Origin of the sequence: Paeniclostridium hominis, assembly GCF_014306135.1 — a bacterium.
Classification (GTDB): domain Bacteria; phylum Bacillota; class Clostridia; order Peptostreptococcales; family Peptostreptococcaceae; genus Paraclostridium; species Paraclostridium hominis.
Genome location: NZ_JACRWD010000001.1, coordinates 1115518 through 1142227, shown reverse-complemented (window position 1 = coordinate 1142227; position 26710 = coordinate 1115518). Strand labels below are relative to the sequence as shown.

Below are 26710 nucleotides of genomic sequence, written 5' to 3'. Positions count from 1 at the left end.
AGATAAAAAATACAGATTATAATTTAAAATAAAATATTATAGTAGGTGTTTATATTGGATAATATGTATTTTTGTGGTTTAAGTGGAGAAGTTGTAACTAAAGGTGACTACAATTATGAAGTTCTTAGACAAATGTGGAATCGTGCAATACAAAAATTTCCCATAGCTATAGTTTATTGTGAAAATTATTATGATGTTAGGAATGCTATATTATGGGCCAATGATAGATCTGTGCCTATTAGAATAAGGTCAGGAGGACATAATTATGAAGGATACTCTAATGGAAATAGCATGCTAGTTATAGATATAAGTAAAATGAACAATATAAGCATTAATTATAAAGAAAATACAGTTAAGATAGATGGTGGTGTTAGGAATTCACAACTATATAATTTCATTTCTGAAAAAGGTTACCCATTTCCAGGAGGAACTTGTCCTACTGTTTGTGTTAGTGGCTACTCATTAGGTGGTGGATGGGGATTATCATCAAGAAAATTAGGTCTTGGTTGTGATAGTTTACTTGAAGTTGAATTAATAGATTATAAAGGAGATTTGATAGTAGCCAATAATTATAAAAATCAAGATTTATTTTGGGCAGTTAGAGGAGCTGGTTGAGGTAATTTTGGAGTTGTAGTATCTATAAAATTTAAATTACCAAGTAAAGTAGAAAATGTTACTTTTTTTGAAATAAATTATGATAATCCAAGCATAAATACTCAATGTAAGTTTTTTGATATATGGCAAAGATGGATTGATAGTGTAGATAATGATATAAATATGAGAGCAGGAATATATAATACATTAGATGATGGAATGTATATATACACAATAGGAATTTGTTATAAGGATATAAGAGAAACTAAAAAACTTTTACAGCCGTTCTCTAATATAGAAGGGGCAAATATGAATTTAAGATATGTATCATTTTTAAAAGCTATTAATGAAGTAGCTAATATATATCCTAAATATGAACATTTTAAATTTCCTGGTAGATTTGCAAATGAATATTTATCATCATCACAGATAAGGGAAATTATAGATATTGTTAATAGAAAAAGACCAAAAGGCTCTATTTTAACATCAATAAATATGTATGGATTAGGAGGAGAAGTATCTCAAGTAGACAATCATGCTACAGCTTTTTATTATAGAGATGCAAAATATATATTACTTTTACAGTCAGAATTTAAAGGTAATTATTACAAAGAAATAAATGAAAAATGGGTAAATGAAAATTTCCCACATATATATAATTTAACTAAAGGATCTTATGTAAACTTTCCATATAATAAACTTAATAATTATAAGTTTGAGTATTATGGTGGTAATATAATTAAATTAGATCATATAAAGAAAAAATATGATCCATATAATATTTTTTCTTTTCCACAAGGAATAGGAAATTAGATAATTTGAATAAAAATCCTAAATATATTTAATAGATAACCGTATTATTTAGTATACGGTTTTTTATTTTAAATATTCATTATAGGTAATTACAAAACAAGGGAGATTTAATATGGATATTAATCAAATAGTAACGATTAAACTTTTAAATGCTATTAGTCAAGTTAACTCAAATAATAGAGGTTATTCAAATAATCAATCAGATATGTTTGATTTTATATTACAAGATGCATTAGGTGGATTGGTAAATTCTAGGCAAACATGCCAATGTAATCATAACTTCCAAGGAAGTTTAGAAACTTTAGATACATTATTAAGTTCTATAAATAGTAGTAAATTAAATACAAATGAAGTTTCTAATATAGAAAGTAAAGATGAAAATAAAGTTGAATTAAATAAAAAAATAAATATAACTGAAAGTAAACCTAAAGAATCTAAAGTAGTAAATACAATTAAAGAAAATATAGAAAATATTGTAGATACTACTAAAAAATCATCTAATAAAATGGAAAATGCAGTTAAGTTGTTAGAAAGTAAAGTAGGAAACAAGTATGTATGGGGAGCTACTGGACCAAATACATTTGATTGTTCAGGATTAGTTCAATATGTTTATAAAAATGCTTTAGGAAAAAATATACCAAGGACTTCATATGAACAAAGTAAGTTTGGACAAGCTGTTAATAAAGAAAACTTGCAGGTAGGAGATCTAGTATTTTTCGATACTATGGGTAAAGGCAGAGTAAGTCATGTTGGGATGTATGTTGGGAATAATGAATTTATACATGCAGCTAATGAAAAGGATGGAATTAAAAAATCTAAATTAACAGGATATTATCAAACTCATTACAGAGGAGCTAGAAGACCATAGTTTACTTAATAATTAAATATAAATTACAAGATAAGAAAGCAAGCATAGTAGTTTAAAAAACTTTACTATGCTTGTTTTTACATAAAAATTTAATAAATAACAATGATATAATAGTATATAAATAAAAGAAAAATTTAACAGATATTTATTATTAGAAAAAAGGTTTTTATATGTGAAAAATAGGGGGATAAAATGGAAGTTAAAAGAATTTTGGAGGATAAAAAAAGATTTCTAGATTTATTACTATTAGCAGATGAGCAGGAAGATATGATTGATAGGTATTTAGACAGAGGAGATTTATTTGCTTTATATGATAACAAGTTAAGAAGTATTTGTGTAGTAACCAAAGAAGATAAAGATACATATGAACTTAAAAACTTAGCAACTTATAAAAATTATCAAGGAATGGGATATGGAAGCTATTTAATAAAATATATATTAAATTACTATAAAGATAAGGGAAAAATCATGTTTGTTGGAACCGGAGATAGTCAGGTAACTATTGGATTTTATAAACATTGTGGTTTTAAGATTTCTCATAGGATTGAAAATTTTTTTATAGATAATTATGATCATGAGATTTTTGAAGATGGAGTCAAACTTATAGATATGGTGTATCTAAAAAAAGATTTATAAATAAAATTTTAATTAAAGATGAGATGTCTAAATGACACTCATCTTTTTATTTATTGGTATCAAATTATAATCGTATATATTGATTTAATAATTTATATAGGTTAAACTTATTAGTTGGAAATCTAAGTAAGAAAGGATGATAGACATAAAGACAAATAGTATCACATTTAAACTATTCTTACTAATATTTGTACTAATAGTTTTAATAACAGGAATTATTAGTGCATGGGTTATAAATGATAGCAATGAAATAATACAAGAAGAAATGCAAGGCATGAGAAGTCAAATTTTAGATGAAGTATCCAATAATATTTCAATACTACTATCTAATGTAGAAAGTATAGGAAATAACATTGTTGTAGATAGTAAATTGATAAATATATTATCTACTCCAAAAGAAAATATTTCTTCTGATGAAAATAAAACTAAAGCCAATGATTCTTATGTAGAAGGATTGCTTATGGATCAAGTTTTTAAATATGGAAAATTTAATATGAAACCAGAGTTATATATAATAGGAGAAAACGGTTTGACATATAGTACATACTCTAAAAGCAAATATGATATTAATAGTATAAAGAATGAAAATTGGTATGAAAAAATTGTAAAAGCAAATGGAAAGACAGTGCTTATAAATACCTATAAGGATGAAAATGGTATAGGTCCTTATAAAAATATATTTAAAATGGGTAGAATTATAAAAGATTTAATAACCAATGAAACATTAGGAATATTAATAATGGATATAAGTGAAACAATGCTTTATGATAGATATTCAGATATAATAGATGAGGGAACTTCTATTTATATAATTGACTCTAATAAAAAGATAATATCTAGTAGAGATAAAAGGTTAATAGGTAGTAATTATGAAAAGGTTATAAACCCAAATAAAACAAATGATATTTTTGATGAAAATATAAAGATAGTATCTAATATTGATGAATATGGATGGAGTATAATTCAAGAAATACCTTCAAATATAATGAAAGAAGTATCAAATAAAATAGCTCAAAGGACATTCTTTATAATTGCATTAACAAGTATTCCAGCTTTAATAATTACCTATAAAATTTCATTATGGATAACAAATCCTATTTTGAATATGAAAAATAAAATGGATGAAGTTATGAGTGGTAATTTAAAAGTCAAGGTAGATGTAGATAGAAGTGATGAGATAGGAGAACTACAATCATCTTTTAATAGTATGGTAAGTTGGCTAGATTCATCTATAGAAAATATAAAAAAGTATGAAAAACAAAAAAGAGTAGCAGAACTAAGTTTTTTACAAGCTCAGATAAATCCACATTTTTTATATAATACTCTAAGTGGAATAAGATTTTTAGTATCTATGAACAAAACAGAAATAGCAGAGGAAATGCTTTATAGATTTACTAAATTACTTAGAAGTATATTACCAAAAGCTAGTGAAATGATTAGTTTAGAAGAAGAGTTAGAAAATATTAAAAACTATGTGGAACTTCAGAAAATGAGATATCCTGATTGTTTTGAAGTAAATTACGAAATAAATGATAATATAAAAGATTTTAAAGTTCCTTCTTTTATACTACAGCCAATTATAGAAAATGCTATTTTATATAGTATGGAAAAAGAAAATAATAAAGGCTTAATAAGCTTAATTGGATACAAGGATAAAGATAGTATAAAAATAGTTATAAAAGATAATGGAATAGGTATGTCTAAAGAAAAATTAGAAAGTGTATTAACTAAAGAAGCTAGTATAAACAGGGTAGGTGTTATAAACGTACACGAAAGAATACAGCTAAACTATGGACAAAATTATGGACTAAAAATAGATAGTGTAAAAGATGAGGGGACTAAAATTACCTTTGTACTACCAAGTTAGGAGGAGCAAATATGTTAGATATATTAGTAGTAGAAGATGAAGCACCAATAAGGGATTGGATAGCATATACTATTTCAAATATTTCTAAAGACTTTAATGTAATAGCTAGTGCACAAAATGGTAAAGAAGCATATGAACTAGCAGTTAAGTTAAATCCACAAATTATTATAAGTGATATCAAAATGCCTATAATGGATGGAATTGAACTTACTAAGGAAATAAAAAAAGTTATTCCAAATATTTATATAGTTTTACTAACTAATTATGCAGAGTTTTCTTATGCAAAAGAAGCTATAAGTTGCGGGGTTTATGAATATTTAATAAAATCAGATATAAGACCTAAGGAATTAAAAGAGGTTATTGACAAAATACATAATAGTGTAAAAAAAAATAAAAATATAGAAGTAGAAAAAGAAATAAAAACTGATGATAATAAATTAGAAAATAAATATTCTAAAGCAATAAAAAAAGCAATAGAGTACATAGATATAAACTATAAAGAGCATATTTCCTTAAATGATATAGCAAACCACGTATATTTATCTCATGAGTACTTTTCAAGGTTATTTAAAGAAGAAGTTGGAGAAAACTTTAGTACATACCTTACAAATTATAGAATGAAGAAGGCTGAGTATCTTTTGAAAAATACAAATATGAAAATTTCTCAAATATCCAAAGATGTAGGATACTTAAATGCAGGATATTTTTCTAAAAGCTATAAAAAATTTAAGGGGGTATGCCCGGAAGAAGATAGATAGTAATTATTTTGATAATCTTACTTATGTCAAAAATATCCATAAAATGTCAATATTTTTCATTATAAGTAAGGTTATCATTCTAAAAGTATCAATATTATTTAATGAATTGTCAATAGAGTTTATGGAAAGAAAACGTTTCATTGAATATAATGTTATTAAAGCAGAGGGGAATAATTAATAAATGAAATTACACTACAAGAAAATAATGGGATTAATTATTTTAATATTAATTATGATAATTGCTTATTTATATGAACAAAATCAAAATAAATCAAAAATTAAAAATGATAATACAACAAAGGTTGCAATCATATTTAATGAAGCTGGTTTAGGAGATAAAGCTTTTAATGATTTATGCTATGATGGTATGTTAAAAGCACAAGAAAATCTTTCAATTGAATTTGATTATTCTCAATCTAAAGGTAATTATGAGAAATTAGCAAGAGAATATGCAAAAACTAAAGATTATGATCTTATAATCTCTGTAGGGGGAGAGCAAGAAAAGGCTGTATCTAAGGTTTCAAAAGAGTTTTTAGATCAAAAATTTACTATAATTGACTCAAAACTAGACTTACCAAACGTAAGTTCTATAAGCACAAATTGGGCACAACAAACTTTTTTTAATGGTATTATAGCAGGATTATCTATTTCAAAAGAAAACGATAATAAAACTGTAGGTGTTATTTTAGGAAAAAACTTAGACCATTTAAAAGAAGGAGCCATTGGATTTGAAGCAGGAGTTAAATATGTAAATCCTAATATAAAGGTTATGAAAGCTGTAGTTGGAGATTTTTCAGATCCAGTTAAAGCAAAAGAAATTGCACTTTCAATGTATAATAAAGGAGTAGACTATATACAACAACTAGCAGGACAGTCTGGACTTGGAGTATTTATAGCTGCTAAACAAGTAAATAAGTATGCATTTGGAGTTGATGCAAATCAAAATTCTTTTGAGCCTGATAATATAGTAGCAACAGCAACTAGATATACAAATAATATAATATACAAAGAAATAGAATCTGTAATAAATAATTCTTGGAAGCCAGGAGTACATAAGCTTGGACTTAAAGAAGATGTTATTGGGTATGAAAGAGAAGGATCTAATGTATATATAGATTCAGATATAATTAAAAATTTAGAAGAAATAAAAAAATCTATAGTAAATAATAAGATCATAATACCCAAAACTTATAAAGAATTAGATTTATGGATTAAGTCAAATCAATATAGTATTAATAAGTAGAGGTATTAAAAATTTATAGATTAGGAAATCGTTTTAAAAAATATAACAGAAACTGTGAGGTAAAGAAAATGAACAACTTATATGAAAAAATAGTAGAAAGTGCAAAGTACATAAAATCTAAAACAGATACAAAACCTACTATAGGTCTTATACTAGGCTCAGGACTTGGAGTTTTAGGAGATGAAATAGAAAACCCAGTAATAATAAGTTATGATGAAATACCAAATTTTCCAGTATCAACAGTTGAAGGACACAAAGGCCAATTAGTTATAGGTAAGTTACAAGGAAAAGATGTTGTAGCTATGCAAGGAAGATTCCATTTTTATGAAGGATATAAAATGCAAGAAACAACTTTCCCAGTAAGAGTAATGAAAGAACTTGGAGTAGAAACTGTATTTGTAACTAATGCAGCTGGTGGAGCTAATAAGTCTTATAAACCAGGAGATTTAATGATAATAAAAGATCATTTGAACTTAGGAGGAAATAATCCTTTAATAGGCAAAAATGATGATAGATTAGGAGTAAGATTTCCTGATATGTCAACTGCATACACTCCAAAGTACATAGATATTGCTAGAAAATGTGCAAAAGAATTAGATATAGATATAAAAGAAGGGGTATATGCATTCTTTACAGGACCAACTTATGAAACTTCTGCAGAAGTAAAAATGGCACAAATATTAGGTGCTGATGCAGTAGGAATGTCAACAGTTCCAGAGGTAATAGTTGCATCTCATAGTAATTTAAACGTTGTAGGTATATCATGTATAACTAATATGGCAGCAGGAATATTAGACCAACCTTTAAACCATGAAGAAGTAATAGAAACTACACAAAGAGTAAAACAACAATTCTTAAATCTAGTTAAAAGCATAGTTCAAAACATATAATCAAGATAATATTTTATAAATTTTAAATAAAAATAATTAGTTGTACTAACATTTAAGTTAGTACAACTAATTAATAAAAATTTTATATAATCTATTAAATTATCATATAGAAAAACGAGGACAAGAAGATGGCAATAATATTAAACATAATAGGGATAGCTCTTTTACTAGGTGGATTATATCTTATATCACCTAATAAAAAAGATGTAAATAAAAAAATGATATTAAAAGCTTTAATAATTCAAGTAATAGTAGCATTTTTATTACTAAAATTTCCTCTTGGTAGAATAGCTGTAGAGAAAGTATCAGACTTTGTAACTAATGTATTAAGTTATGGAGCACAAGGTTTAGGTTTTGTATTTGGACCTTTAGCAGATGCAGGAGCTCCAACAGGTATGATATTTGGAATTCAAGTTTTAGGAAATATAATATTTATATCAGCATTAGTAGCAGCGCTTTATTATATAGGGCTTATAGGATTTGTCGTTAAAATAATAGGAGGTGCAATAGAAAAAGTACTAGGAACTAGTAAGGTCGAAAGTTTCGTTGCAGTTGCTAATATGTTTTTAGGACAAACTGAATCACCAATTCTTGTAAGTAAGTATCTATCTGGAATGAGCGAAAGTGAAATAATGCTAGTTTTAATATCTGGTATGGGAAGTATGTCAGCTACTGTACTTGGAGGGTATGCAGGACTTGGTATACCTATGAAGTACCTTTTAATAGGAGGAGCACTAGTTCCTCTTGGAAGTATAATAGTATCAAAAATTATTTTACCAGAAAAAGTACAAGAAATTGCAAGTGTAGAAACTACAACTATAGAAAATAAAGAAGATACTGAAATTATGGTAGATGTTGAATGTGCTGCAACTAAGATAAACAGTGATGAAGTAACTATAGATAATAAAGGAAATAATAGTAATATAATGGAGGCTATATCACAAGGAGCTACTGATGGACTAAATATGGCACTTGGTATAGGGGCATCTTTAGTAGCTATAATAGCTTTAGTTGCATTAGTTAATGGTGGACTTAGTATAGTTGGATTATCATTAGAAGGTATATTATCTTACGTATTTGCACCTATAGGATTCTTTATGGGAATACCTAAGGATAGTATATTAACAGCAGGACAATTACTTGGAAGTAAGTTAGCACTTAATGAGTTTGTTGCTTTTGGTGAATTAGGACCAATGTTAAAAACTCTAGATTATAGAACTGGATTGATGATGGCTATATCTTTAACAGGATTTGCAAATATATCTAGTATGGGTATATGTATATCAGGAATATCAGTATTTTGTCCAGAAAAAAGAGGACAATTGGCAGAACTTGCATTTAGAGGAATGATAGGTGGATTTTGTGTAAGTGTTTTAAGTTCATTAATAGTAGGAGCAATAGTTGCTTTATAAAAATAAAAACATAAGGGAGATTAAGACAATGAAAATATTTATAGATACAGCAAATATAGACGAAATAAGAGAAGCAAATACTTGGGGAATAATAGATGGTGTTACTACAAATCCATCCCTTATAGCAAAAGAAGGAAGAAATTTACAAGAAGTAATAAATGAGATATGTTCAATAGTAGATGGACCGATAAGTGCAGAGGTAATAAGCTTAGAAGCTGATAAAATGGTTGAAGAAGCTATGGAGCTAGTTAAATTACATAAAAATATAGTTATAAAAATACCTATGTGTATAGAAGGATTAAAAGCAGTTAAAATGCTGAATGAAAAAGGAATAAAAACTAATGTAACTTTAATATTCTCATCTCAACAAGCACTACTTGCTGCAAAAGCAGGAGCAACTTATGTTAGTCCATTTGTAGGTAGACTTGATGATATCGGAGCTAGAGGTGTAGAATTAATAAGTGAAATATCAACTATATTTAAGGTACATGATATTAAAACAGAAATAATAGCTGCTAGTATAAGAAATCCAATACACGTATCAGAATGTGCAATAGAAGGGTCTGATATAGCTACAATACCATTTAAAGTGTTAGAACAAATGGCTAAACATCCTCTTACTGATATAGGAATAGAAAAGTTTTTAAGTGATTACAATAAATCTAAATAAACTATATTATTAATATAAATATAATGAAAGATCCCATAGAGGGATCTTTTTTAATATAGAATTAGTAATTTTTAAATAAGTAAATTTTTTATGATATTATGTTAAAATGAGAATGATTAGTACCAAGTATAAGTATAGGAGGATAAATAATTGCTATTTACTATAGGCCAAGTAACTAAAATGTACAACATAAGTCATGATACTTTAAGGTATTACGATAAAATAGATTTATTAAAACCAAGTGTTAAAAAGGAAAATGGATATAGATATTATACTATAAGAGAAATAGAGTTATTAGAAATTATATTAATAGCTAAACAATTAGAAATACCTATTAAAGATATAAAAGATATAGTACAAAAAGAAGAGGAAGATGCTTATGTAGAGCTATTTACAAGACATGAAAAGTTTCTAGAGGATAAAATAAAATATTTAACTGATTTAAAATATCGTGTGAAAATATCTAAAGATATGGCATCAAAAATGAGTGAATTTAAAAATAAAGAAATTAAAGATGGATTTAAATCTGAATATATAAATAAAAAAGTAATATTTTTTAATCAAAATGGAAATTCATACATAGCAACTGTGGTAAAAACTAAGAATTTAATGATACTTTTAAATAAAGATGATAAAGGGAATATAGTAGGAGATTCAAGTAGAGTAGGAATTGAAGTATTTGAAGATGAAGTGTTTGAATATAAAAAATATACAGATTTTACGGAAAAAAATTTTAGAGGAGAGTATATAGTTATAACTAGAAAAGATACTTTTTCTAATATAGAAAAACTTACAAAAGAAATTTTAAATAACATAAATTGTAAAGATAAAAAAGTTGAAGTTTTAGTAGAAACTATGTTTACATTATCAAGAAAAGAAAAAGAAAATATATATTTAGTTAAATTATATATTCCAAAAAATTAATAAATTTTACTTGACTCTAGACTTACTCAAGACTTTATTATTAATGTAGACATAATAAATGATATGGAGGAGATTAGAGTGCAAGATAATATGCTATTAAATGGAAAGATTTCAACGGTATTTTTAAAGTTTGCAGTACCTGCCATAGTAGCTATGCTTATATCTGGAATGCAAACTATGGTAGATGGACTCTTTGTAGGTAATATATTAGGGCCAAATGCTATGGCAAGTGTAAATATTGCAAATCCATTTGTACAGTTGATAATGGGAATAAGTTTCATAGTGAGTGTAGGAGCTCAAAGTTATATGGGCCTTAATTTAGGAAATAAAAATATAGAAAAGGCACAGAATGTTTTTAAAACATCTATAATATTTATTTTAATAATGGGAGCAAGTATAACTTTATTAGGACTTATATTTAATGAAAAACTTGCAATATTATTAGGTGCAAATGATGTATTAGTTAAAGATGTTTCAACATATATAAAAATGATTGCTATATTTACAATCCCGATAAACTTAATGCTTTTATTTGGCTTTTCAAATAGAATAATAGAAAAACCAGAACTATATTTTAGAGGTATGATATTAAGTTTATTTACAAATATTGTTTTAAACTATATATTAACGGCGAAATTAAATTTAGGTATAGTAGGGACAGCTACAGCTACTGGATGTTCATATTTAGCTGCTTTTATGGTTGTAGTTTGGCCAATGCTTGATAAAAAAAGTTTTATAAATATATTTGTTGGTAAGTTTGATAAAAGTGTTATATATCCTATGTTATATAATGGATCATCAGAAGGGATAAATTCAATATCTACTGCAACTTGTGCTTACCTTTTTAATATGGCTTTTATGAATATAGCCGGTGAAGGTGGAGTAGCCGCTTTTACATCAATAAACTATATAGCACAGTTTGGTATACTTTTAATGTTTGGTATATCTGATGGTATATGTCCAATAGTTAGTTACAATTATGGAAGTAAGCAATATGACAGGGTTGATAAAATATTAAAATTAGCTTTTAAGATATGTATAGTAGCAGGTATTTTTATATTTGTAACATTATTTTTCTTTGGTAAAGATTTAGTTGAATTATTTGTAAAAGGAAATAATGATATAATATCTTTATCAGCAAGTGGAGCTAAAGTATATGCCTTTGCGTTTTTTATGAATGGCTTTAATATAGTTAATTCTGGGTACTTCACAGCAATTGGGAATGCAAGATTATCTGTTATAGTAGCAGTTAGTAGAGGGTTATTATTTATAATTATAGGTATAGTTATGCTGCCTATGATATTTGGAGTTAGTGGAGTTTGGATGAGTGTACCTTTTGCTGAAGTTTGTACATTCTTTATAGGATTTTATTTAACGTATAAGTCTAGCAAGTCTATTTGTATTAATATTTAAGGTTTATTTTTTGATATAAATTATTGTATGGATAAATTATCCATACTTTTTTATTATAAGGAAGTTTTATATATTAAGTGTTATTTTGACTAGTGATTATGTAACTTATTCGTTACCGAATTTGGATGTATAAAAGCTACAATTTAATTGTATTGTAAGAAATATTATTAATTTAAAAGGGTATACAAATTATAGGAGGGGAAAATGAAAGTAAAAAAACTTTTATTTTTGGTTATAGGAGTTAACTGTATTGTTTTATTTAGTACTGTATCAATATCTAGTTTAGAAAATAAAAATTTATCTCAATTACAGAACTTATATTTTGACACTGTAGATACAGATATCAAAGGCAAAGAAATGAATTTAAAAAAATTAAAGGATATAAATTCAAATTTAGATTTAAAAAATAATAAAAATAAGGTCATAGATGAAAATGAAGAATTAAATATATCCTATTTAGAAGGTGAAAATCAAATAAATCGTATATCTTATGAATTTAAGAAAGAAAATAGCGATGATATTTATTTACATACAGATTACATAAAGTTAAAAAATGGAAAGTTGGATTTGAATTTAGGGATATACTTAAAATCTTTAAAAGAACAAAAAGATTTAGCTAATTTAATAAATAATGGACAAAAACTTGATACAATATATGAAATTTATTATAAAATAGCTGAATCTATAGAGAATGATGCAAGTTTGAGTATAGCAAAAATAAAAAATTTATTTAAAGAAAATAAGTTTGTTCAATTTAAAGATTACAATAAAGAAAATACAAATTTAAAAAATTATTTAATTGAGGAAAATGGATATAGATTATTTATCGTACATGATACAAAGTTAAATAAATGTAAAGATGTTTTAATTGAAAATGAAGATACTAATAAAATATCGATGTGTTATTACAAAGGAAATAAAAGTGATATTCAATTGTGGAAAAGTAGTGATAATTTGAAAGAACAAGAAGCTATATTTAAAAATTTAATGAAATAATAAATACTATAAATTTTTGATAAATATACTATTTTTATTATATACTTGTAATAAAATTTAAAATTAACTGCAAAGGAGATTGGTTATGTTTAGACAAATGAGAAGACAAAATAGAAAAATTGAAATTAAAGAAGAGATAGACCAAATATTAAACAAAGGGGAATATGGAACACTTGCAACTATAGGTGAAAATGGATATCCACACTCTGTGCCTATAAGTTATGTATACTATGAAAAATGTATATATTTTCATAGTGCAAAAGTAGGACACAAAATTGATAATATAAAAAATCATGAAAAAGTATCTTTTAATGTAGTAGGAGATACAGAAGTTTTACCAAGTAAATTTAGTACAAAATATGAAAGTGTTATAGCTTTTGGTATTGCAACTGAAATTGATGGAGAAGAAAAAGAGATGGCTTTACTTAAGCTTATAGAAAAATATTCACCTGAATTTTTACAAGAGGGTAAACTATACATATCAAGAGCTAAGGATGCTACGAGCGTTATGAAAATTAGTATAGAACATATGACAGGTAAAGCTATAAAATAATTAAAAGCTATTAAAACTAAATGTAAAATAGATAATAAAAAAGCACCTAGCATAAAAGTTAGGTGCTTTTTTATATCTAAAATTGACTAAAAGTATTTTGTGAAAATGGTTGCATTATAAAATGTATTTATATACCATATAGATATATAGTTAATTACTTAAGTAACTAACCAAGTAAGGAGGTGGTAAGTTGAAATTAATACTTAATGACAATGAACCAATATTTATACAAATAGCAAAGGCGATAGAAGATGAAGTGATATCTGAAGGTATTATGGAAAATGAACAAATTCCATCAACTACAGAACTGTCAAAGCTATATAAAATAAATCCAGCAACTATACTTAAAGGGGTTAACTTGTTGGTTGAAAAGAATATTTTATACAAAAAAAGAGGGATAGGTATGTTTGTATGTGAAGGGGCTAAAAAGATAATAGGTGATAGTAGAAAAGAAAATTTCAAAGAAGTATATATTAAAGAGCTAGTAAAAGAAGCTAAAAAACTTGGAATTAGCAAAACTGAATTATTAGAAATGATAAATAAATCTTTGTAAAGGGTGATAATTTTGAATAGAGTAATAGAGATAAAAGATTTAAACTATAAATTTAAAGATAAACAAGTATTTAAAAACTTGAATATAGAATTTGAAGAAAATAAAATTTATGGTCTTTTGGGGAAAAATGGAGCAGGTAAAACTACATTAATAAACATAATGACAAATCAACTTATGAGTAAAAATGGAGATATAAAAGTACTTGGCTTAGACCCAAGAATAAATCCTGAGGTTTTAGAAAATATATGTGTAGTTAGAGAAAGAGAGTTTTACAATAATGAAGCCAAAGTAAAAACTATATTTAATATGTATTCAAGTTTTTATAGTAATTATGATAAGGAACTTGAAAAAAAGCTTTGTGAAGTATTTGATATAAATCAAAAGGCAAGATATAAAAAATTATCAAGAGGAATGAAAACATCTGTATCTAATATTGTGGGAATATGTTCAAATGCTAAAATAACTATATTTGATGAACCTACTATAGGACTTGATGCTTTAAATAGAAAAGAGTTTTATGATATTTTGCTAGAAAGTTATGTAAATAAAAAAAGAAGTATAATAATATCTACACATCTAATAGAGGAGATAGGGGAATTATTAGAAAAAGTAGCAATAATAAAAGATGGAAGTGTTTTAGTAAATGACTATGTAGAAAATATAAATACAAAATCTTATTATATAAGTGGAAATAAAGAGGACTTAAAAAGACTTAAGATATTAAAAGGGGTAAAAGAAGTCAGGTCTTTTGGAAATATAGCTACTTATTCTTATTATGGAGATATTGGTGAAGGTGATATGAAAATTATAAATGAATGTAATATAGAACTAGATAATATGAATCTTCAAGATTTATTTATAAACATTAATAAAAAGGGGGTAAAGGTTTATGAATAGGATAAAACCACATATTATGTTTTTAAAACATAGTTATATATACTATATGATATTTATATTAATTTTTATATCTTTGCAAGTAAGTGCATTTTTGATAGAGGGACTAAGTAGAGGGGAGTCATTAGGAGAATCACTTATTCTTTATAAGACACAGCTTAGTGTGCTTGGAATTTTATTTCCAACTATATTTTCTTTAAGCATAGCTGTAAAAGAGTTTTCAGGAGCTATGAGTATAAGAGCCGATAGAAAATCATTTATAAAAGCATCTATTATATATATTATAATTATTAGTCTATCTACATTAGTATTTGTAACTTTAATAGAGGAGCTAATTAATCTATTATCTAACAATGTAAGTAGTGGTACTGTAAAATTAGATAATGAAACTGAACTTATAAATATGATTGTGGGGGATGAAGGTATAATAGGAAGCTTTTTTGGGATGTTCATATGTCAACTAGCTTTTAGTTCATTAGGATTTATGTTTGGAGCTATATTTTATAGAATTGATATAAAAACCAATATAATTTTATTTATAGTATTGCCAATTATAGCTGTATTATATATAACTAGACTTAGTTATATCAATGCGGATATAATAAGTAAGTTTGGAGAAAGGATATTATGGATAGTTGATTATTTTATAAATAACCCAAGTAAATTGTATGCTTTAGAGGTAATAGTATTCGTAGTAGCAATGGGATTAGCTAGTCTAATGCTTAAAAATGCTCCTATAAAAGATTATGCTCATAATAAGTTAAGAATAAAGTTATGGAGTTAAAAAATGAGGTTGATTAAAACCTCATTTTTTAAATTACAAGGAAACATCTGTTTTAGTGGGCACTTGCTAAATATAAAAATTACAAGGGGAAATATTTTATATGATTAATGTTAATTTCTTTAAATGGGATGAAATAGACGATAATGATTTATTATTTGCTGTAATAGTATCAAGATTTCAAAATAAATGGATTCTAGCAAAACACAAAGATAGAGAAACTTGGGAAATTCCAGGTGGACATAGAGAAAAAGGGGAAGAAATAAGTATTACAGCATCAAGAGAACTGCAGGAGGAAACAGGAGCAAAAGAGTTTAAAATTATACCTATCTGTATTTATTCTGTTACAAAAGAAGATAGTGATAACATTAAACACCCAGTGTCAACCTTTGGAGGTTTATATTTTGCAGAAGTAACAGAACTTTAACTTATCAGGATTTACTATTCAAGAAAGTGGTGAAAGGTTATATAATTATCTTTTAAGTATTATTGGAGAAAAATTAGAAAAAATTTTAAATTCATTAGATGAAACTATATATAAATTAAATCAGTTTAGACCATATGGTAAGTACTTTAAATAAATTTAAAATTAAGGCTATAATCAATTGATTATAGCTTTAATTAATTTAATATAGATTTGATTAATAAGTCTTATAAAGTGCTTTATTGACTAATTTAGGAAATTTAAGGTATAAGTATAATATAACAATAAATAAATTCTCCCTACTTAAGATTAAACAATAAAAACTTAAGAAAGCTTAAGAATTATTTATAAATTACTTAAAGTCTATATCTTAGAATAAATATATCAAATCAAAAGGAGATAATAGACTATGAAATTTAACAAATTAATATTAATAACTTCGGCAATTTTAGCTTTTAGTATGTTTATAATAAAGGGAGATGCAATAAACTTGAGTATGAGTAGTGAAACAAGTACAAAAACTTTTAAAGAAAAGAAACCTGATATACTATTAGTTAATAATGATAATAAAATCGGATCATATAAACCCAAAGAACTTAGGACTTTAGATGTAGAATTTATTGACGATACTATAAAAGAAGAAAAGCAACTAGAAAAAGTAGCTGCTGATGCTTTAGAGAAATTATTTAAAACAGCAAAAGAAGAAGAAAGTATAAACTTTTTAGCAACATCAGGTTATAGATCTTATAAAACTCAAAAGGAAACATATATATAAAGAGTAATAGCTCAAGGTAAAAAGAAAGCAGAAGAATATGTTGCAATACCTGGGACAAGCGAGCATCAAACAGGATTTGCTATAGATGTTACAAATGAAGATAGATGGTTTGTAGAAAGCACAAAAGAAGCTCAATGGTTAGCAGAAAATGCACATAGATTTGGATTTATAATAAGATATCCAAAAGGAAAAGAAACTATAACAGGTAAGAAATATGAACCATGGCATATAAGATATGTAGGCAAAGATATAGCAAAGGACATTTTTGAAAAAGGAGTAACTTTAGAAGAATATGTTGAAAATAAAGCTATATAAATATTATAAAAATGAAGGGAAAGTTAAAGTTGGAAAAGAAAATTCTTGTTGTAGATGATGAAAAAGAAATAAGAAATCTTTTAGATATATATCTTTCTAATGAAGGATATAAGGTAGTAAAAGCTAGTGATGGTGAAGAAGCCCTTAATATATTAGAATCAGATAATATACAATTAATTGTATTAGATATAATGATGCCAAAAATGGATGGGATAGAAGTTTGTAGAAAAGTTAGGGAGAAACTAAGTATACCAATACTTATGCTTAGTGCTAAATCTGAAGATATGGATAAGATTCAAGGTATAATGACTGGAGCAGATGATTATATGACTAAACCATTCAATCCATTAGAACTAACAGTTAGGGTGAAGGCTCTTTTAAGAAGAGCTTACTACTTTAATAATACTGTTGATACAGAAAATGTTATAAATATTGAATCTTTAACTATAGATAAAAATAAGCATAGAGTAACTGTAGATGATAAAGAAATAACTTTAACATCTAGAGAGTTTGATATTTTATACTTATTAGCAACTAATAGAGGAGTAGTATTTAGTACAGAAGATATATTTAAAAAAGTATGGAAAGAAAAATATTATCAATCTAATAATACAGTTATGGTTCATATGAGTAGAATAAGAGAAAAAATAGAAAAATATATGAATGGCACTAAAATAATACATACTGTATGGGGAGTTGGTTATAAAATTGAAAAATAAACTATCATATAACTCACGAATATATAAGTATATGTTTCAACCTATTTTTGATCTTTTAATAAGTTGTATTTTATCAGGAGTATTGCTTTATACATTACGTGCAATTATAGATAAATTATATAGAACATCCAGATATGATTTAATAAACTATATTGTTGATTATTTTATGTATTTAAAGCATAATTCACCAGGAGAGTTAGTTTATACAGTGCTATTTATAGTTGTTACTACATCAATATACATACTTATCACATATAAGAAAAGTAAAAATATAGTATCACTTATAGAAAGTGTAGAGATAATGGCAAATGGTAATTTAGAACATGTAATAGATGTAAATGATTCAGGAAATATAAAAAGTCTAGCAGATAATATAAATAATATAGTTTCACAATTAAGAAATATAACAATAGAAGAAAGAATGGCTCAACAAACAAAAACAGATTTAATTACTAATGTATCTCATGACCTGAGAACTCCTTTAACATCAATAATAGGATATTTAAGTCTTATAGAAGATGATAAGTATAAGGATGAAGTTCAGCTTAGATATTATACAAGTATAGCTTATGAAAAGTCAAATACTTTAAAAATACTTATAGACGATTTATTTGATCTTACAAAAATGCAAAATAATACAATGAAACTTAATAAAGTTAAAATAAATTTGGTTGAGTTAATAGGTCAAATAGTATCTCATTTTGAGTATCAATTTAAAGAAGCACACATGGAAGGCAGATTAAATTTTTCCGAAGATAAATGTATAATAGAAGCTGATCCTATTAAATTAGTAAGAGCTTTTGAAAATTTAATTACTAATGCAATGAAGTATGGAAAAGATGGCTACTATATTGATATTGTAACTGAGAAAAAAGGTGAAATGGCAATAGTTAAAGTTATAAATTATGGAGAGCCAATACCTGTACTGGATTTACCTCATATATTTGATAGATTTTATAGAGTAGAAAAATCTAGAAATAGAGATGATGGAGGCTCAGGGTTAGGACTAGCTATTACTAAAAATATTATAGAAATACATGGTGGAGAAATTTCAGTTACTAGCGATAGTAATGAAACGGTATTTGAAGTTAAACTACCTTTAATAAATGATGAATTAAAACTTGGAAATGAACAATAATTAAATTTATATAAATAAAAAGCATCCATTAAGTTGGATGTTTTTATTTTTAAATACTAATTAATTTTTTATAAATTAAGAAATGACTTAGGTTGGATGTTTAAATAATTATTTCACTCCAAAATATCCATATATTAATCCAAATTTATTAATAAATAATGGATTTGTGATAATGTTAAAAATGATATTTCAAAATTAAATGGAGGGGATGAAATGGCTAAACTATCGATAATAGTATTTATAGTCTTAGTTTTATTATCTATTATAATAAAAAACATATATTTATTTACTATATCAACTACTGGCTTTACTATATATCTAATATATGTATACATAACATGTGTAATTAATAGGAAGATTTATAAGGGGGAATTTTCTGAAAAAATCAATCTATATTGTAAAAGTAGATTAGAAGATAGTTTTTCTTTTACTTACATATCTGCGATTGTACCTATTATTAATTTTGATATAGATTTTAAGTATATAATTGGAAATTTTTTTACAGCTCCTTTTATGGATCAATTTGAATTTATATATATTATAAATGCTATTGTATGGTTATTAATGTTTATATCAATAGAGAGAGATATTAAAATCGATTCAAAACAAGGAATATTATATAAAGAAGGTTTAATATTAGAGAATGGTAGATTATATCGTTTTAGCAGTGTAAAGAGCTATGAGTTTAAAACTTCTTTTAAAGGAATTAAGTATAGAGAATTAGTATTAACTTTTGATGATAATAAAGTTAAAACTGTATATATTTATAAAGATGATATTGAAAAATTTAAAGAATTATTGAAATAAAACTAATAAAAATATAAATTGCGGCATTTTTATATCTATCAAAAATGTAAGGAATATTTAAGATTGACGCAAGGCTATTTTAAGGTTGAGCATGTATAATAAACTTATCAAATAAATAAGACATTGGGAGTGATTGTATATGACAATAATATTAGGAACTTTAATGATAGTACCATTTATATTAGCAGCAGGGGCTGTACTATTAAATGATGAATTAAAAATTGCAAATGAACAATAATTAAATTTATATAAATTGATAAGCAAAAAATACTTATATAATTAGAAGGTTATTAGTATTAAAACCGTAGATGATATTACTAATGATAATAATGTAGAAAAAGAAGAAATATATAGTAAAGATTATAGTACAGAATGAAATTTTTCAAATGAAGTTTTAATAAAAAATAAAGCGGATGAAAATGCCTTTAAATCTCGTAAGATTACTGGTAATGAATAGATATTGTAATTGATTAAAATTGTATAGAAGAAGTTTATGAAATAACTAAAAGGAAGAGTGTGCAATACATCAATCCTTTTAGTTATTTTTATTTACTTTAAAATATTCATTTTGTACAAATCTACAAAAAAGTATAACTAGTAAAAAGAAAGCTATATAACCAACTTCTTTTAAAGTGTCTATATTAGGTATTACAACTAAATTTATAACAGCTTGAAATTGACTAGATTTTTTTGAGATATATTAAAGGAGAGTTTTAGTAGAGTTTAATTTGGTTTGAAAAATATAAAATCCTGATATCAACATTATTGCTACAATCAAACAAAATATTTTAGATTTAAAATTAACTTTCATATTATACCCCTATATTTTATATTATGAGTAAATTGTAGCAGAATAGGACAATATTTTCAGTGTGTAAATTTATACAAATGACGGGAATAATATACGAAAGATATAAAACGACAAAAGTGAAGTCATTGAAATTAAGTAATTCTAATGACTTCACTTTTTATCTTACTCTAAATCTTGAATATTCATCCTATCTATAGCACTGTTTTTCTTTATTTTTTTACGACTAAAATAATAAATTGCTAACAATACTAGTGTAGGGATATTAAATAAAATTAATGTTAATATAAAAGTAAAAATTCCACTAACGTCTAAACTATCTATAGAGAAAGTAAAACTAATCAGTAAAATAGAAAATATAAAACTAATTGATGGAAAAACCAACCCTAAAAATTTATTCTCATTACTAGAAAGTTTAGTTTGAGCTATTATAACAACAACTATTAATAATAAGCTAATTAAAATATTTGTAATTAATAACATACTATTTACCTTCTTTCTTTAGGTTTTTGTATTCTGAAATTAAAATTTTAGCAGTATCAAAATCTAGTTTATCTTCTAATGCTAATTTTTTTATCAACATAATATAAGGTTCATTAGTTTTAGACTCATTTAATTTTATTTTTTGAATCAACTTATCCAATCTCAATCTTACAGTTGGATAAGTTACTCCATACAAAGTAGCAACTTCTTTTAATGAGCCAGATGAAAGTATAAATTTTTTTATGAAATTTATATCTTCCTCATCTAAGTTTTCTATCCATTCTGGTAATTTATTCATATGTATCACCTCTTGCATAAATTTAAAGACTTTAATATAATTAATATAAATTTTAATAATATTAAAGTCAATACTAAAGTTATCTTGAATAAAATTAAAAAATTAAAAAAATTTTTAAATACATAAAGGAGAATAAAAAACTAATGAAAAAAAAGCACAATAAGATATTTATAGGAGCCTTTGTTATTATGATTGTATTACTTGGAGTTGTAGCAATTAATATTATATTAAATAAAACCTATAAGACTAAATATGAAGATTTTAATTCATTGGATAAGAAGATGTTTGAACAATTATCAAATATATATAATCAGTTTGAGAAAAATAGTGATAAGTTATGGAATGATAATTATAGACTAAATGAATTACCAATAATTTTAATAAGAACTAACCAAGATAAAGGCGTTATGAGAAAGTATGCATATGCTATTAATGTTAAAGGAATAAAAAATAGTATAATTTCAGAGAAAATAGATATGCCTAAATCTTTAAATTTGCCTCCAGTTTATAGAGTTAGTAAATTTGATATAGACATGATTTCAACTTGGTTTCCTTCAAACTTTGGGACTTTAGACATTGATGGAGAAAATGTATTTTATTTTAAGTATCATCATAAAATGATAGAAAATCCAGATTTATATTTTGATTTTTCATCATTTTTATTACACGAATCATTCCATGTATATAATCAAAAAGATTGGACATATGATAAAAATGATGGTGAATATATAGAAAACTACCCAGAAAGTAAAGAAAATTATGCATTGATGGGATTAGAATTTAAACTTTTAGATAAATATATGGAAAGTACCAATAAAGAAGAAATTAAAAAGTATTTAAAAGATTGGACCATTGTACGTACTTATAGATACGAAAAGTGGCCACAGTTAATGGCAGAAACAAATACAGAAGCTATAGAAGGAGTTGCAAGATATATAGAGTATAGATACAGTAAATTAACAGGTGGAAGATTAACCGTTCTTGCAAATCAAGAAAAGCCATATCATGTTACTTTCTCACATGCATTTGATTGCTTTGCAGATGGTACAGCAAAACCTATATCTTACTTAAAAAGACCTATTAAGTATGAAACAGGGTCAGCACTAGGTTTAATAATGGATAAATTAGGTATTAACTGGAAAGAAGATATAGAAGACGGAAAAGGCAAAGATGGAAAAACTCAGTATGAGATATTAAAGAAGTATTTTAATATTTCAAATGATGATATTACAGAAGGTAAGATGAATGAAATAAAACAAGAAAATAGTTATAACGAGTTATTAAGAAAAGGACAAAATCTATGTAATTTACAAAAATAAAACTATACAATTTTTAAAAATAAGTTAGCCTAATTTTTTGGATACCTTATTTTATTTTAAGCATTATTAAAAACATACTTAGAAATATAAAAAATAATTATTTACATTTATATAAATTGAATATAATCAAAATCATATAAATAAAACCATGCAATCAATAGAAAATGCTATAAACTAATAGACCTAATATAGGTCTATTTTTATATGAACTTTAAACATATATTCTAGTTTGATAATTTAACTTTTATTTAATTGTAAAATGTTAATAATATATTATATAGTAATTTGTATTTATATTAATTTGAGAGGTGAATAATACATATATGATTATTTTTATAAATATACTTGTAGTATTTTTTCTTGTATTTTTAAATGGATTTTTCGTTGCTACAGAGTTTGCTATGGTAAAAGTGAGAAAATCTAGGATAGAAACATTAGCACTTCAAGACAATAAACGTGCTAAGAACACTTTAATCGTTGTTAAAGATTTAAATTCATATTTATCAGCTTGCCAGCTTGGAATAACTTTAGCATCTTTAGGTCTAGGATGGGTAGGAGAGCCTGCTGTGTTACGTCTATTAATGCCAATATTTAATCTATTTCATTTACCACCAAGTGCCGAACATTCAATTGCATTTATTATTGCATTTTCAATTATAACTGGTTGTCATATTGTATTTGGGGAATTGGTTCCTAAATCACTAGCAATTGTAAGTTCAGAAAAAATAGCTTTAAGCACAGCTTTTCCACTTATACTTTTTTATAAAGTAACATATCCAGTTATGTGGATATTTAACCATAGTACTAATTGGATATTAAAGATATTTGGGCTTTCTCAAGTTGATGAACATGAATCAGTTCATACTGATGAGGAAATAAAGTTATTGATTGAAGAAAGTTATAAGCATGGTTTAGTAGATAAAACTGAATTAACTCTTGTTGATAATATATTTGATTTTTCTGATAAAACTGTAAAAGAAATAATGGTCCCACGTACTGATATTATAAATATTTTCATAGAAGACTCTTTTGATGATATTATATCATACACATTAAATGAACAGCTTACTAGATATCCTGTATGTAAAGGTAATAAAGACAATGTTATTGGATTTATACATATAAAGGATTTATATAAGCAAAAGATTGAAGGTAATGGCCAAGATATAAAAAATATTATTCGTGAGATTAAACTTGTTCCAGAATCTATGTTAATAAGTTAACTTCTTAAAATATTTAAAAAAGAAAAAGTACAAGTAGCTTTAATTATTGATGAGTATGGAGGGACTGCTGGATTAATAACTATCGAAGATATTTTAGAAGAAATTGTGGGTGAAATTCAAGATGAGTTTGATGAGGAAGAAGATGCAATTATTAGAACTGAAGATAACAGTTATATTGTAGATGGGAAGGTACTTATTGAAGATATAACCGAACTTTTATATATAAACATTGAAGATGAAAACATCGATACTATAGGAGGATGGGCTTATATTCAATTAGAGTCATATCCACAAGTTAATGACAAGTTTACTTATAAAAATTATGAGTTTATTATATTAAAATGTGATAGAAAAAGAATAAACAAATTATTGATTAAGGATTTATCTGATAAATAATAAAAATATAGTTATGAGCGTAATATAATCAGTTGTTATAAGTGTAATAAAAAGTGTATATATAAATAATAAAAACTAAGATAGCGAGGAGCATATGAAAAAAACATTACATGAATATGAAGAAGTTATAAAACAGCTTCCTATAAAAGATAAATATGAAAAAAATGAATTATTAATAGATGATTTACTTATAGAAAAAAGTGGGAATATAAAAATATATTATGCTCCACATAATGATTATTTAAACTCAAAAGCTAAGATATTTATTGTTGGAATAACACCTGGATTTCAACAAATGAGCACAGCTATTTCCACTGCTCGAAAAGAACTAGAGTTAGAAACTAATATTGAAGAAATTCAATATAAATGTAAGGTGGCTGGTAGATTTAGTGGAAGCTTAAGAAAAAATATAATTAGTATGTTAGATTATATAAAACTTAATGAGGCGTTAAGTATAAATAGTTGTACTGACTTATTTGAAGACAAAGATTACTTACTACATACTGTATCATTGGTACCTTACCCTGTATTTGTAAAAAAACAGAATTATTCAGGACATACACCTAAATTATTAAAAAGTGAGTTTTTAATGAAATATGTATATGATAATTTTATTAAAGAGGTTAACAACATTGAAAATTTAAAAGATATATTAATAATACCCTTAGGCAGGGCTGTTGAAGAGGTACTGTATAAATTATCGGAAGAAGGAATTATTTGTGAAAAACAGATTCTTAAAGGATTTCCACATCCATCAGGAGCTAATGTAAATAGAGTTATTCAACTGGAAGAAAATAGAGAAAATTTAATAAAGCAAATTAAAGAAAATAGTGGGTTTTAGTAAAGTATATAATATATTTAATACTCACCTAACAAATAATAAGTAATTACCCAGTTTTTGTGTTGAGGAAAATATCTGTTTTATTGTGCAATTTACGTTGGATAAGTTAGTGAATATATATTTTAAAATGAATTTATAAATAAAAGGTGATATCTAATCTAAAAAGGAGCTTTATTGAAATGAAGCTCCTTTTTTACATAAAGAATTAGGTAAATCAATATTTAAGCAATTGGAAAATATAGTGTATTTGCATTATTAATATTGTTAGTTTTAATTAATTCCAATAGTAAATGATAGAGACTTATTTGAAAAAACTATAGGAAATAACAGAAAAAATTATATGTGTTACGGATTGATGAATTTAAATAGAATTAGAAATTGAGGATGAGAGAATATAGAATATAAAAAATACGCAGGTTTATATTACCTAGTAGGAAATAACGAAAAATATCTATAATAAATAATAAAAATAAAATTTATACGTAAAGAAAAGTATAGATTTATAATATTGGATTTTAGATTTCAAGAAAAAATAGATGGACTTAAAAAAGTTTAAATTAAACAATAAATAATTTAAACTTTTTTTTATGGAAATATTGCATAAATATGTTAATTGTAATATAATAAAACATCTATTGATTTTGAAAGTGAAATTGAAATTGGTAAATAAAATCTACAAAAAATATTTATATAACTACTCTTTTATTAAGTGCTACCATAATTTTTATGGTAGTATTTTTTTTAGAAATACATAAGTTTTTTCACAGTACAAATTTAGTTATTAAGATAGAATTGATAATAATAATTTATTATATTAATAAACATTAAAATGTCGAATTTTGCAATACAAAATAAATGGGTAATAGTATTATAAATTTATAACATTAGGAGGTAATGACATGATAAATAAAATAGGAAAAATAACTTTATACGTTAATAATCAAGAACAAGCGAAAGAGTTCTGGACAAATAAACTAGGATTTGTAGTTAAATTTGAACAACAAATCGGGCCTAATATGAAATGGTTAGAAGTGGAACCAAGTGAAAGTGAATTTACTACTTTTGTTTTATATGAAAAAGGTTTAATGAAATCTCAAAATCCAAATATAAACATAGAACATCCTTCTGTAATATTAAGTACTAATGATATAGATGCTACATATAAGGAACTTAAAGAAAAAGAAGTTGCAGTAGGAGAACTTATGAAGATGTCTTATGGAAGTATGTTCTCATTTAAAGATCAAGACGGTAATGAATTTTTAATTAGAGAAGATAGATATTAATTAAAGGTAGATTAAA

At 25.2% G+C, this 26710-nt stretch carries 28 protein-coding genes and 1 pseudogene; 27 read left to right on the top strand and 2 right to left on the bottom strand.

Annotated elements, in window-relative coordinates; all coding sequences use genetic code 11:
• The first annotated feature begins 63 nt into the window (after nucleotides 1-63).
• The 22 genes and pseudogenes from H8891_RS15240 to H8891_RS05300 all read left to right on the top strand — a co-directional run bounded on the left by H8891_RS15240 (nucleotide 64) and on the right by H8891_RS05300 (nucleotide 20043).
• On the top strand, nucleotides 64-615 hold the full coding sequence (locus H8891_RS15240; RefSeq protein ID WP_243207807.1) for an FAD-binding oxidoreductase: 552 nt from the start codon (nucleotides 64-66) through the stop codon (nucleotides 613-615).
• Between the two features lie 162 nt (nucleotides 616-777).
• Nucleotides 778-1407: a BBE domain-containing protein gene (locus H8891_RS15235; RefSeq protein ID WP_243207766.1), complete on the top strand. Its 630-nt coding sequence runs from the start codon at nucleotides 778-780 to the stop codon at nucleotides 1405-1407.
• Between the two features lie 112 nt (nucleotides 1408-1519).
• The gene (locus H8891_RS05395) at nucleotides 1520-2275 is read left to right on the top strand and encodes a C40 family peptidase (RefSeq protein WP_187005516.1); all 756 of its coding nucleotides are present in this window, start codon (nucleotides 1520-1522) and stop codon (nucleotides 2273-2275) included.
• Between the two features lie 192 nt (nucleotides 2276-2467).
• Nucleotides 2468-2911, top strand: a complete 444-nt coding sequence (locus H8891_RS05390) for a GNAT family N-acetyltransferase (RefSeq protein ID WP_147544168.1) — start codon at nucleotides 2468-2470, stop codon at nucleotides 2909-2911.
• Nucleotides 2912-3047: 136 nt separating this feature from the next.
• Nucleotides 3048-4778: a sensor histidine kinase gene (locus H8891_RS05385; RefSeq protein ID WP_207723555.1), complete on the top strand. Its 1731-nt coding sequence runs from the start codon at nucleotides 3048-3050 to the stop codon at nucleotides 4776-4778.
• A gap of 11 nt (nucleotides 4779-4789) precedes the next feature.
• Nucleotides 4790-5536: a response regulator transcription factor gene (locus H8891_RS05380; RefSeq protein WP_187005515.1), complete on the top strand. Its 747-nt coding sequence runs from the start codon at nucleotides 4790-4792 to the stop codon at nucleotides 5534-5536.
• A gap of 181 nt (nucleotides 5537-5717) precedes the next feature.
• A complete protein-coding gene (locus tag H8891_RS05375; RefSeq protein ID WP_187005514.1) occupies nucleotides 5718-6779 on the top strand; it encodes a BMP family lipoprotein in 1062 nt (353 codons plus the stop codon).
• Nucleotides 6780-6847: 68 nt separating this feature from the next.
• The gene (locus H8891_RS05370; protein ID WP_187005513.1) at nucleotides 6848-7669 is read left to right on the top strand and encodes a purine-nucleoside phosphorylase; all 822 of its coding nucleotides are present in this window, start codon (nucleotides 6848-6850) and stop codon (nucleotides 7667-7669) included.
• Nucleotides 7670-7797: 128 nt separating this feature from the next.
• On the top strand, nucleotides 7798-9081 hold the full coding sequence (locus H8891_RS05365) for a NupC/NupG family nucleoside CNT transporter (protein WP_187005512.1): 1284 nt from the start codon (nucleotides 7798-7800) through the stop codon (nucleotides 9079-9081).
• 28 nt (nucleotides 9082-9109) lie between these two features.
• Nucleotides 9110-9751, top strand: a complete 642-nt coding sequence (gene fsa / locus H8891_RS05360) for a fructose-6-phosphate aldolase (protein WP_187005511.1) — start codon at nucleotides 9110-9112, stop codon at nucleotides 9749-9751.
• Nucleotides 9752-9901: 150 nt separating this feature from the next.
• A complete protein-coding gene (locus H8891_RS05355; protein WP_187005510.1) occupies nucleotides 9902-10675 on the top strand; it encodes a MerR family transcriptional regulator in 774 nt (257 codons plus the stop codon).
• A gap of 78 nt (nucleotides 10676-10753) precedes the next feature.
• Nucleotides 10754-12088, top strand: coding sequence for an MATE family efflux transporter (locus H8891_RS05350; protein ID WP_187005509.1), 1335 nt, complete (start codon nucleotides 10754-10756; stop codon nucleotides 12086-12088).
• A gap of 204 nt (nucleotides 12089-12292) precedes the next feature.
• Entirely contained in the window at nucleotides 12293-13084 is a 792-nt protein-coding gene (locus H8891_RS05345) for a hypothetical protein (RefSeq protein WP_187005508.1), read from the top strand.
• A gap of 85 nt (nucleotides 13085-13169) precedes the next feature.
• The gene (locus tag H8891_RS05340) at nucleotides 13170-13637 is read left to right on the top strand and encodes a pyridoxamine 5'-phosphate oxidase family protein (protein ID WP_187005507.1); all 468 of its coding nucleotides are present in this window, start codon (nucleotides 13170-13172) and stop codon (nucleotides 13635-13637) included.
• 190 nt (nucleotides 13638-13827) lie between these two features.
• A complete protein-coding gene (locus H8891_RS05335; protein WP_187005506.1) occupies nucleotides 13828-14190 on the top strand; it encodes a GntR family transcriptional regulator in 363 nt (120 codons plus the stop codon).
• Nucleotides 14191-14202: 12 nt separating this feature from the next.
• Nucleotides 14203-15087 carry an ATP-binding cassette domain-containing protein gene (locus tag H8891_RS05330; protein ID WP_187005505.1) on the top strand — a complete coding sequence of 295 codons (885 nt, stop codon included), beginning with the start codon at nucleotides 14203-14205 and terminating at the stop codon, nucleotides 15085-15087.
• Entirely contained in the window at nucleotides 15080-15868 is a 789-nt protein-coding gene (locus H8891_RS05325; protein ID WP_187005504.1) for a hypothetical protein, read from the top strand. Before H8891_RS05330 ends, H8891_RS05325 begins: the two co-directional genes overlap by 8 nt.
• 100 nt (nucleotides 15869-15968) lie before the next feature.
• Nucleotides 15969-16292: an NUDIX domain-containing protein gene (locus tag H8891_RS05320; protein WP_187005503.1), complete on the top strand. Its 324-nt coding sequence runs from the start codon at nucleotides 15969-15971 to the stop codon at nucleotides 16290-16292.
• Between the two features lie 406 nt (nucleotides 16293-16698).
• A pseudogene (locus H8891_RS05315) lies at nucleotides 16699-17379 on the top strand (M15 family metallopeptidase).
• A gap of 29 nt (nucleotides 17380-17408) precedes the next feature.
• On the top strand, nucleotides 17409-18098 hold the full coding sequence (locus tag H8891_RS05310) for a response regulator transcription factor (protein WP_187005976.1): 690 nt from the start codon (nucleotides 17409-17411) through the stop codon (nucleotides 18096-18098).
• Complete coding sequence (locus H8891_RS05305) at nucleotides 18088-19236, top strand: sensor histidine kinase (RefSeq protein ID WP_330604933.1); 1149 nt, start codon at nucleotides 18088-18090, stop codon at nucleotides 19234-19236. The genes H8891_RS05310 and H8891_RS05305 overlap by 11 nt, the downstream gene beginning before the upstream one ends.
• Nucleotides 19237-19449: 213 nt before the next feature.
• On the top strand, nucleotides 19450-20043 hold the full coding sequence (locus tag H8891_RS05300; protein ID WP_187005502.1) for a hypothetical protein: 594 nt from the start codon (nucleotides 19450-19452) through the stop codon (nucleotides 20041-20043).
• A gap of 973 nt (nucleotides 20044-21016) precedes the next feature.
• Here the strand turns inward: H8891_RS05300 and H8891_RS05295 are convergent.
• Together H8891_RS05295 and H8891_RS05290 are read right to left on the bottom strand one after the other, a co-directional pair.
• Nucleotides 21017-21334, bottom strand: coding sequence for a hypothetical protein (locus tag H8891_RS05295; protein WP_187005501.1), 318 nt, complete (start codon nucleotides 21332-21334; stop codon nucleotides 21017-21019).
• Nucleotide 21335: 1 nt separating this feature from the next.
• A complete protein-coding gene (locus H8891_RS05290; protein ID WP_207723554.1) occupies nucleotides 21336-21632 on the bottom strand; it encodes a DUF2089 family protein in 297 nt (98 codons plus the stop codon).
• Between the two features lie 143 nt (nucleotides 21633-21775).
• Between H8891_RS05290 and H8891_RS05285 the strand changes: the two genes are divergently transcribed.
• From H8891_RS05285 to H8891_RS05270, 5 genes are all read left to right on the top strand, one after another.
• The gene (locus H8891_RS05285; protein ID WP_187005500.1) at nucleotides 21776-22951 is read left to right on the top strand and encodes a hypothetical protein; all 1176 of its coding nucleotides are present in this window, start codon (nucleotides 21776-21778) and stop codon (nucleotides 22949-22951) included.
• 323 nt (nucleotides 22952-23274) lie between these two features.
• Nucleotides 23275-24174 carry a hemolysin family protein gene (locus tag H8891_RS05280; protein WP_330604934.1) on the top strand — a complete coding sequence of 300 codons (900 nt, stop codon included), beginning with the start codon at nucleotides 23275-23277 and terminating at the stop codon, nucleotides 24172-24174.
• A 105-nt stretch (nucleotides 24175-24279) separates the two neighbouring features.
• On the top strand, nucleotides 24280-24570 hold the full coding sequence (locus H8891_RS15575; protein WP_330604935.1) for a transporter associated domain-containing protein: 291 nt from the start codon (nucleotides 24280-24282) through the stop codon (nucleotides 24568-24570).
• Nucleotides 24571-24664: 94 nt separating this feature from the next.
• The gene (locus H8891_RS05275) at nucleotides 24665-25411 is read left to right on the top strand and encodes a hypothetical protein (RefSeq protein WP_187005499.1); all 747 of its coding nucleotides are present in this window, start codon (nucleotides 24665-24667) and stop codon (nucleotides 25409-25411) included.
• 899 nt (nucleotides 25412-26310) lie between these two features.
• Nucleotides 26311-26694: a VOC family protein gene (locus H8891_RS05270; RefSeq protein WP_187005498.1), complete on the top strand. Its 384-nt coding sequence runs from the start codon at nucleotides 26311-26313 to the stop codon at nucleotides 26692-26694.
• Nucleotides 26695-26710 lie beyond the last annotated feature (16 nt).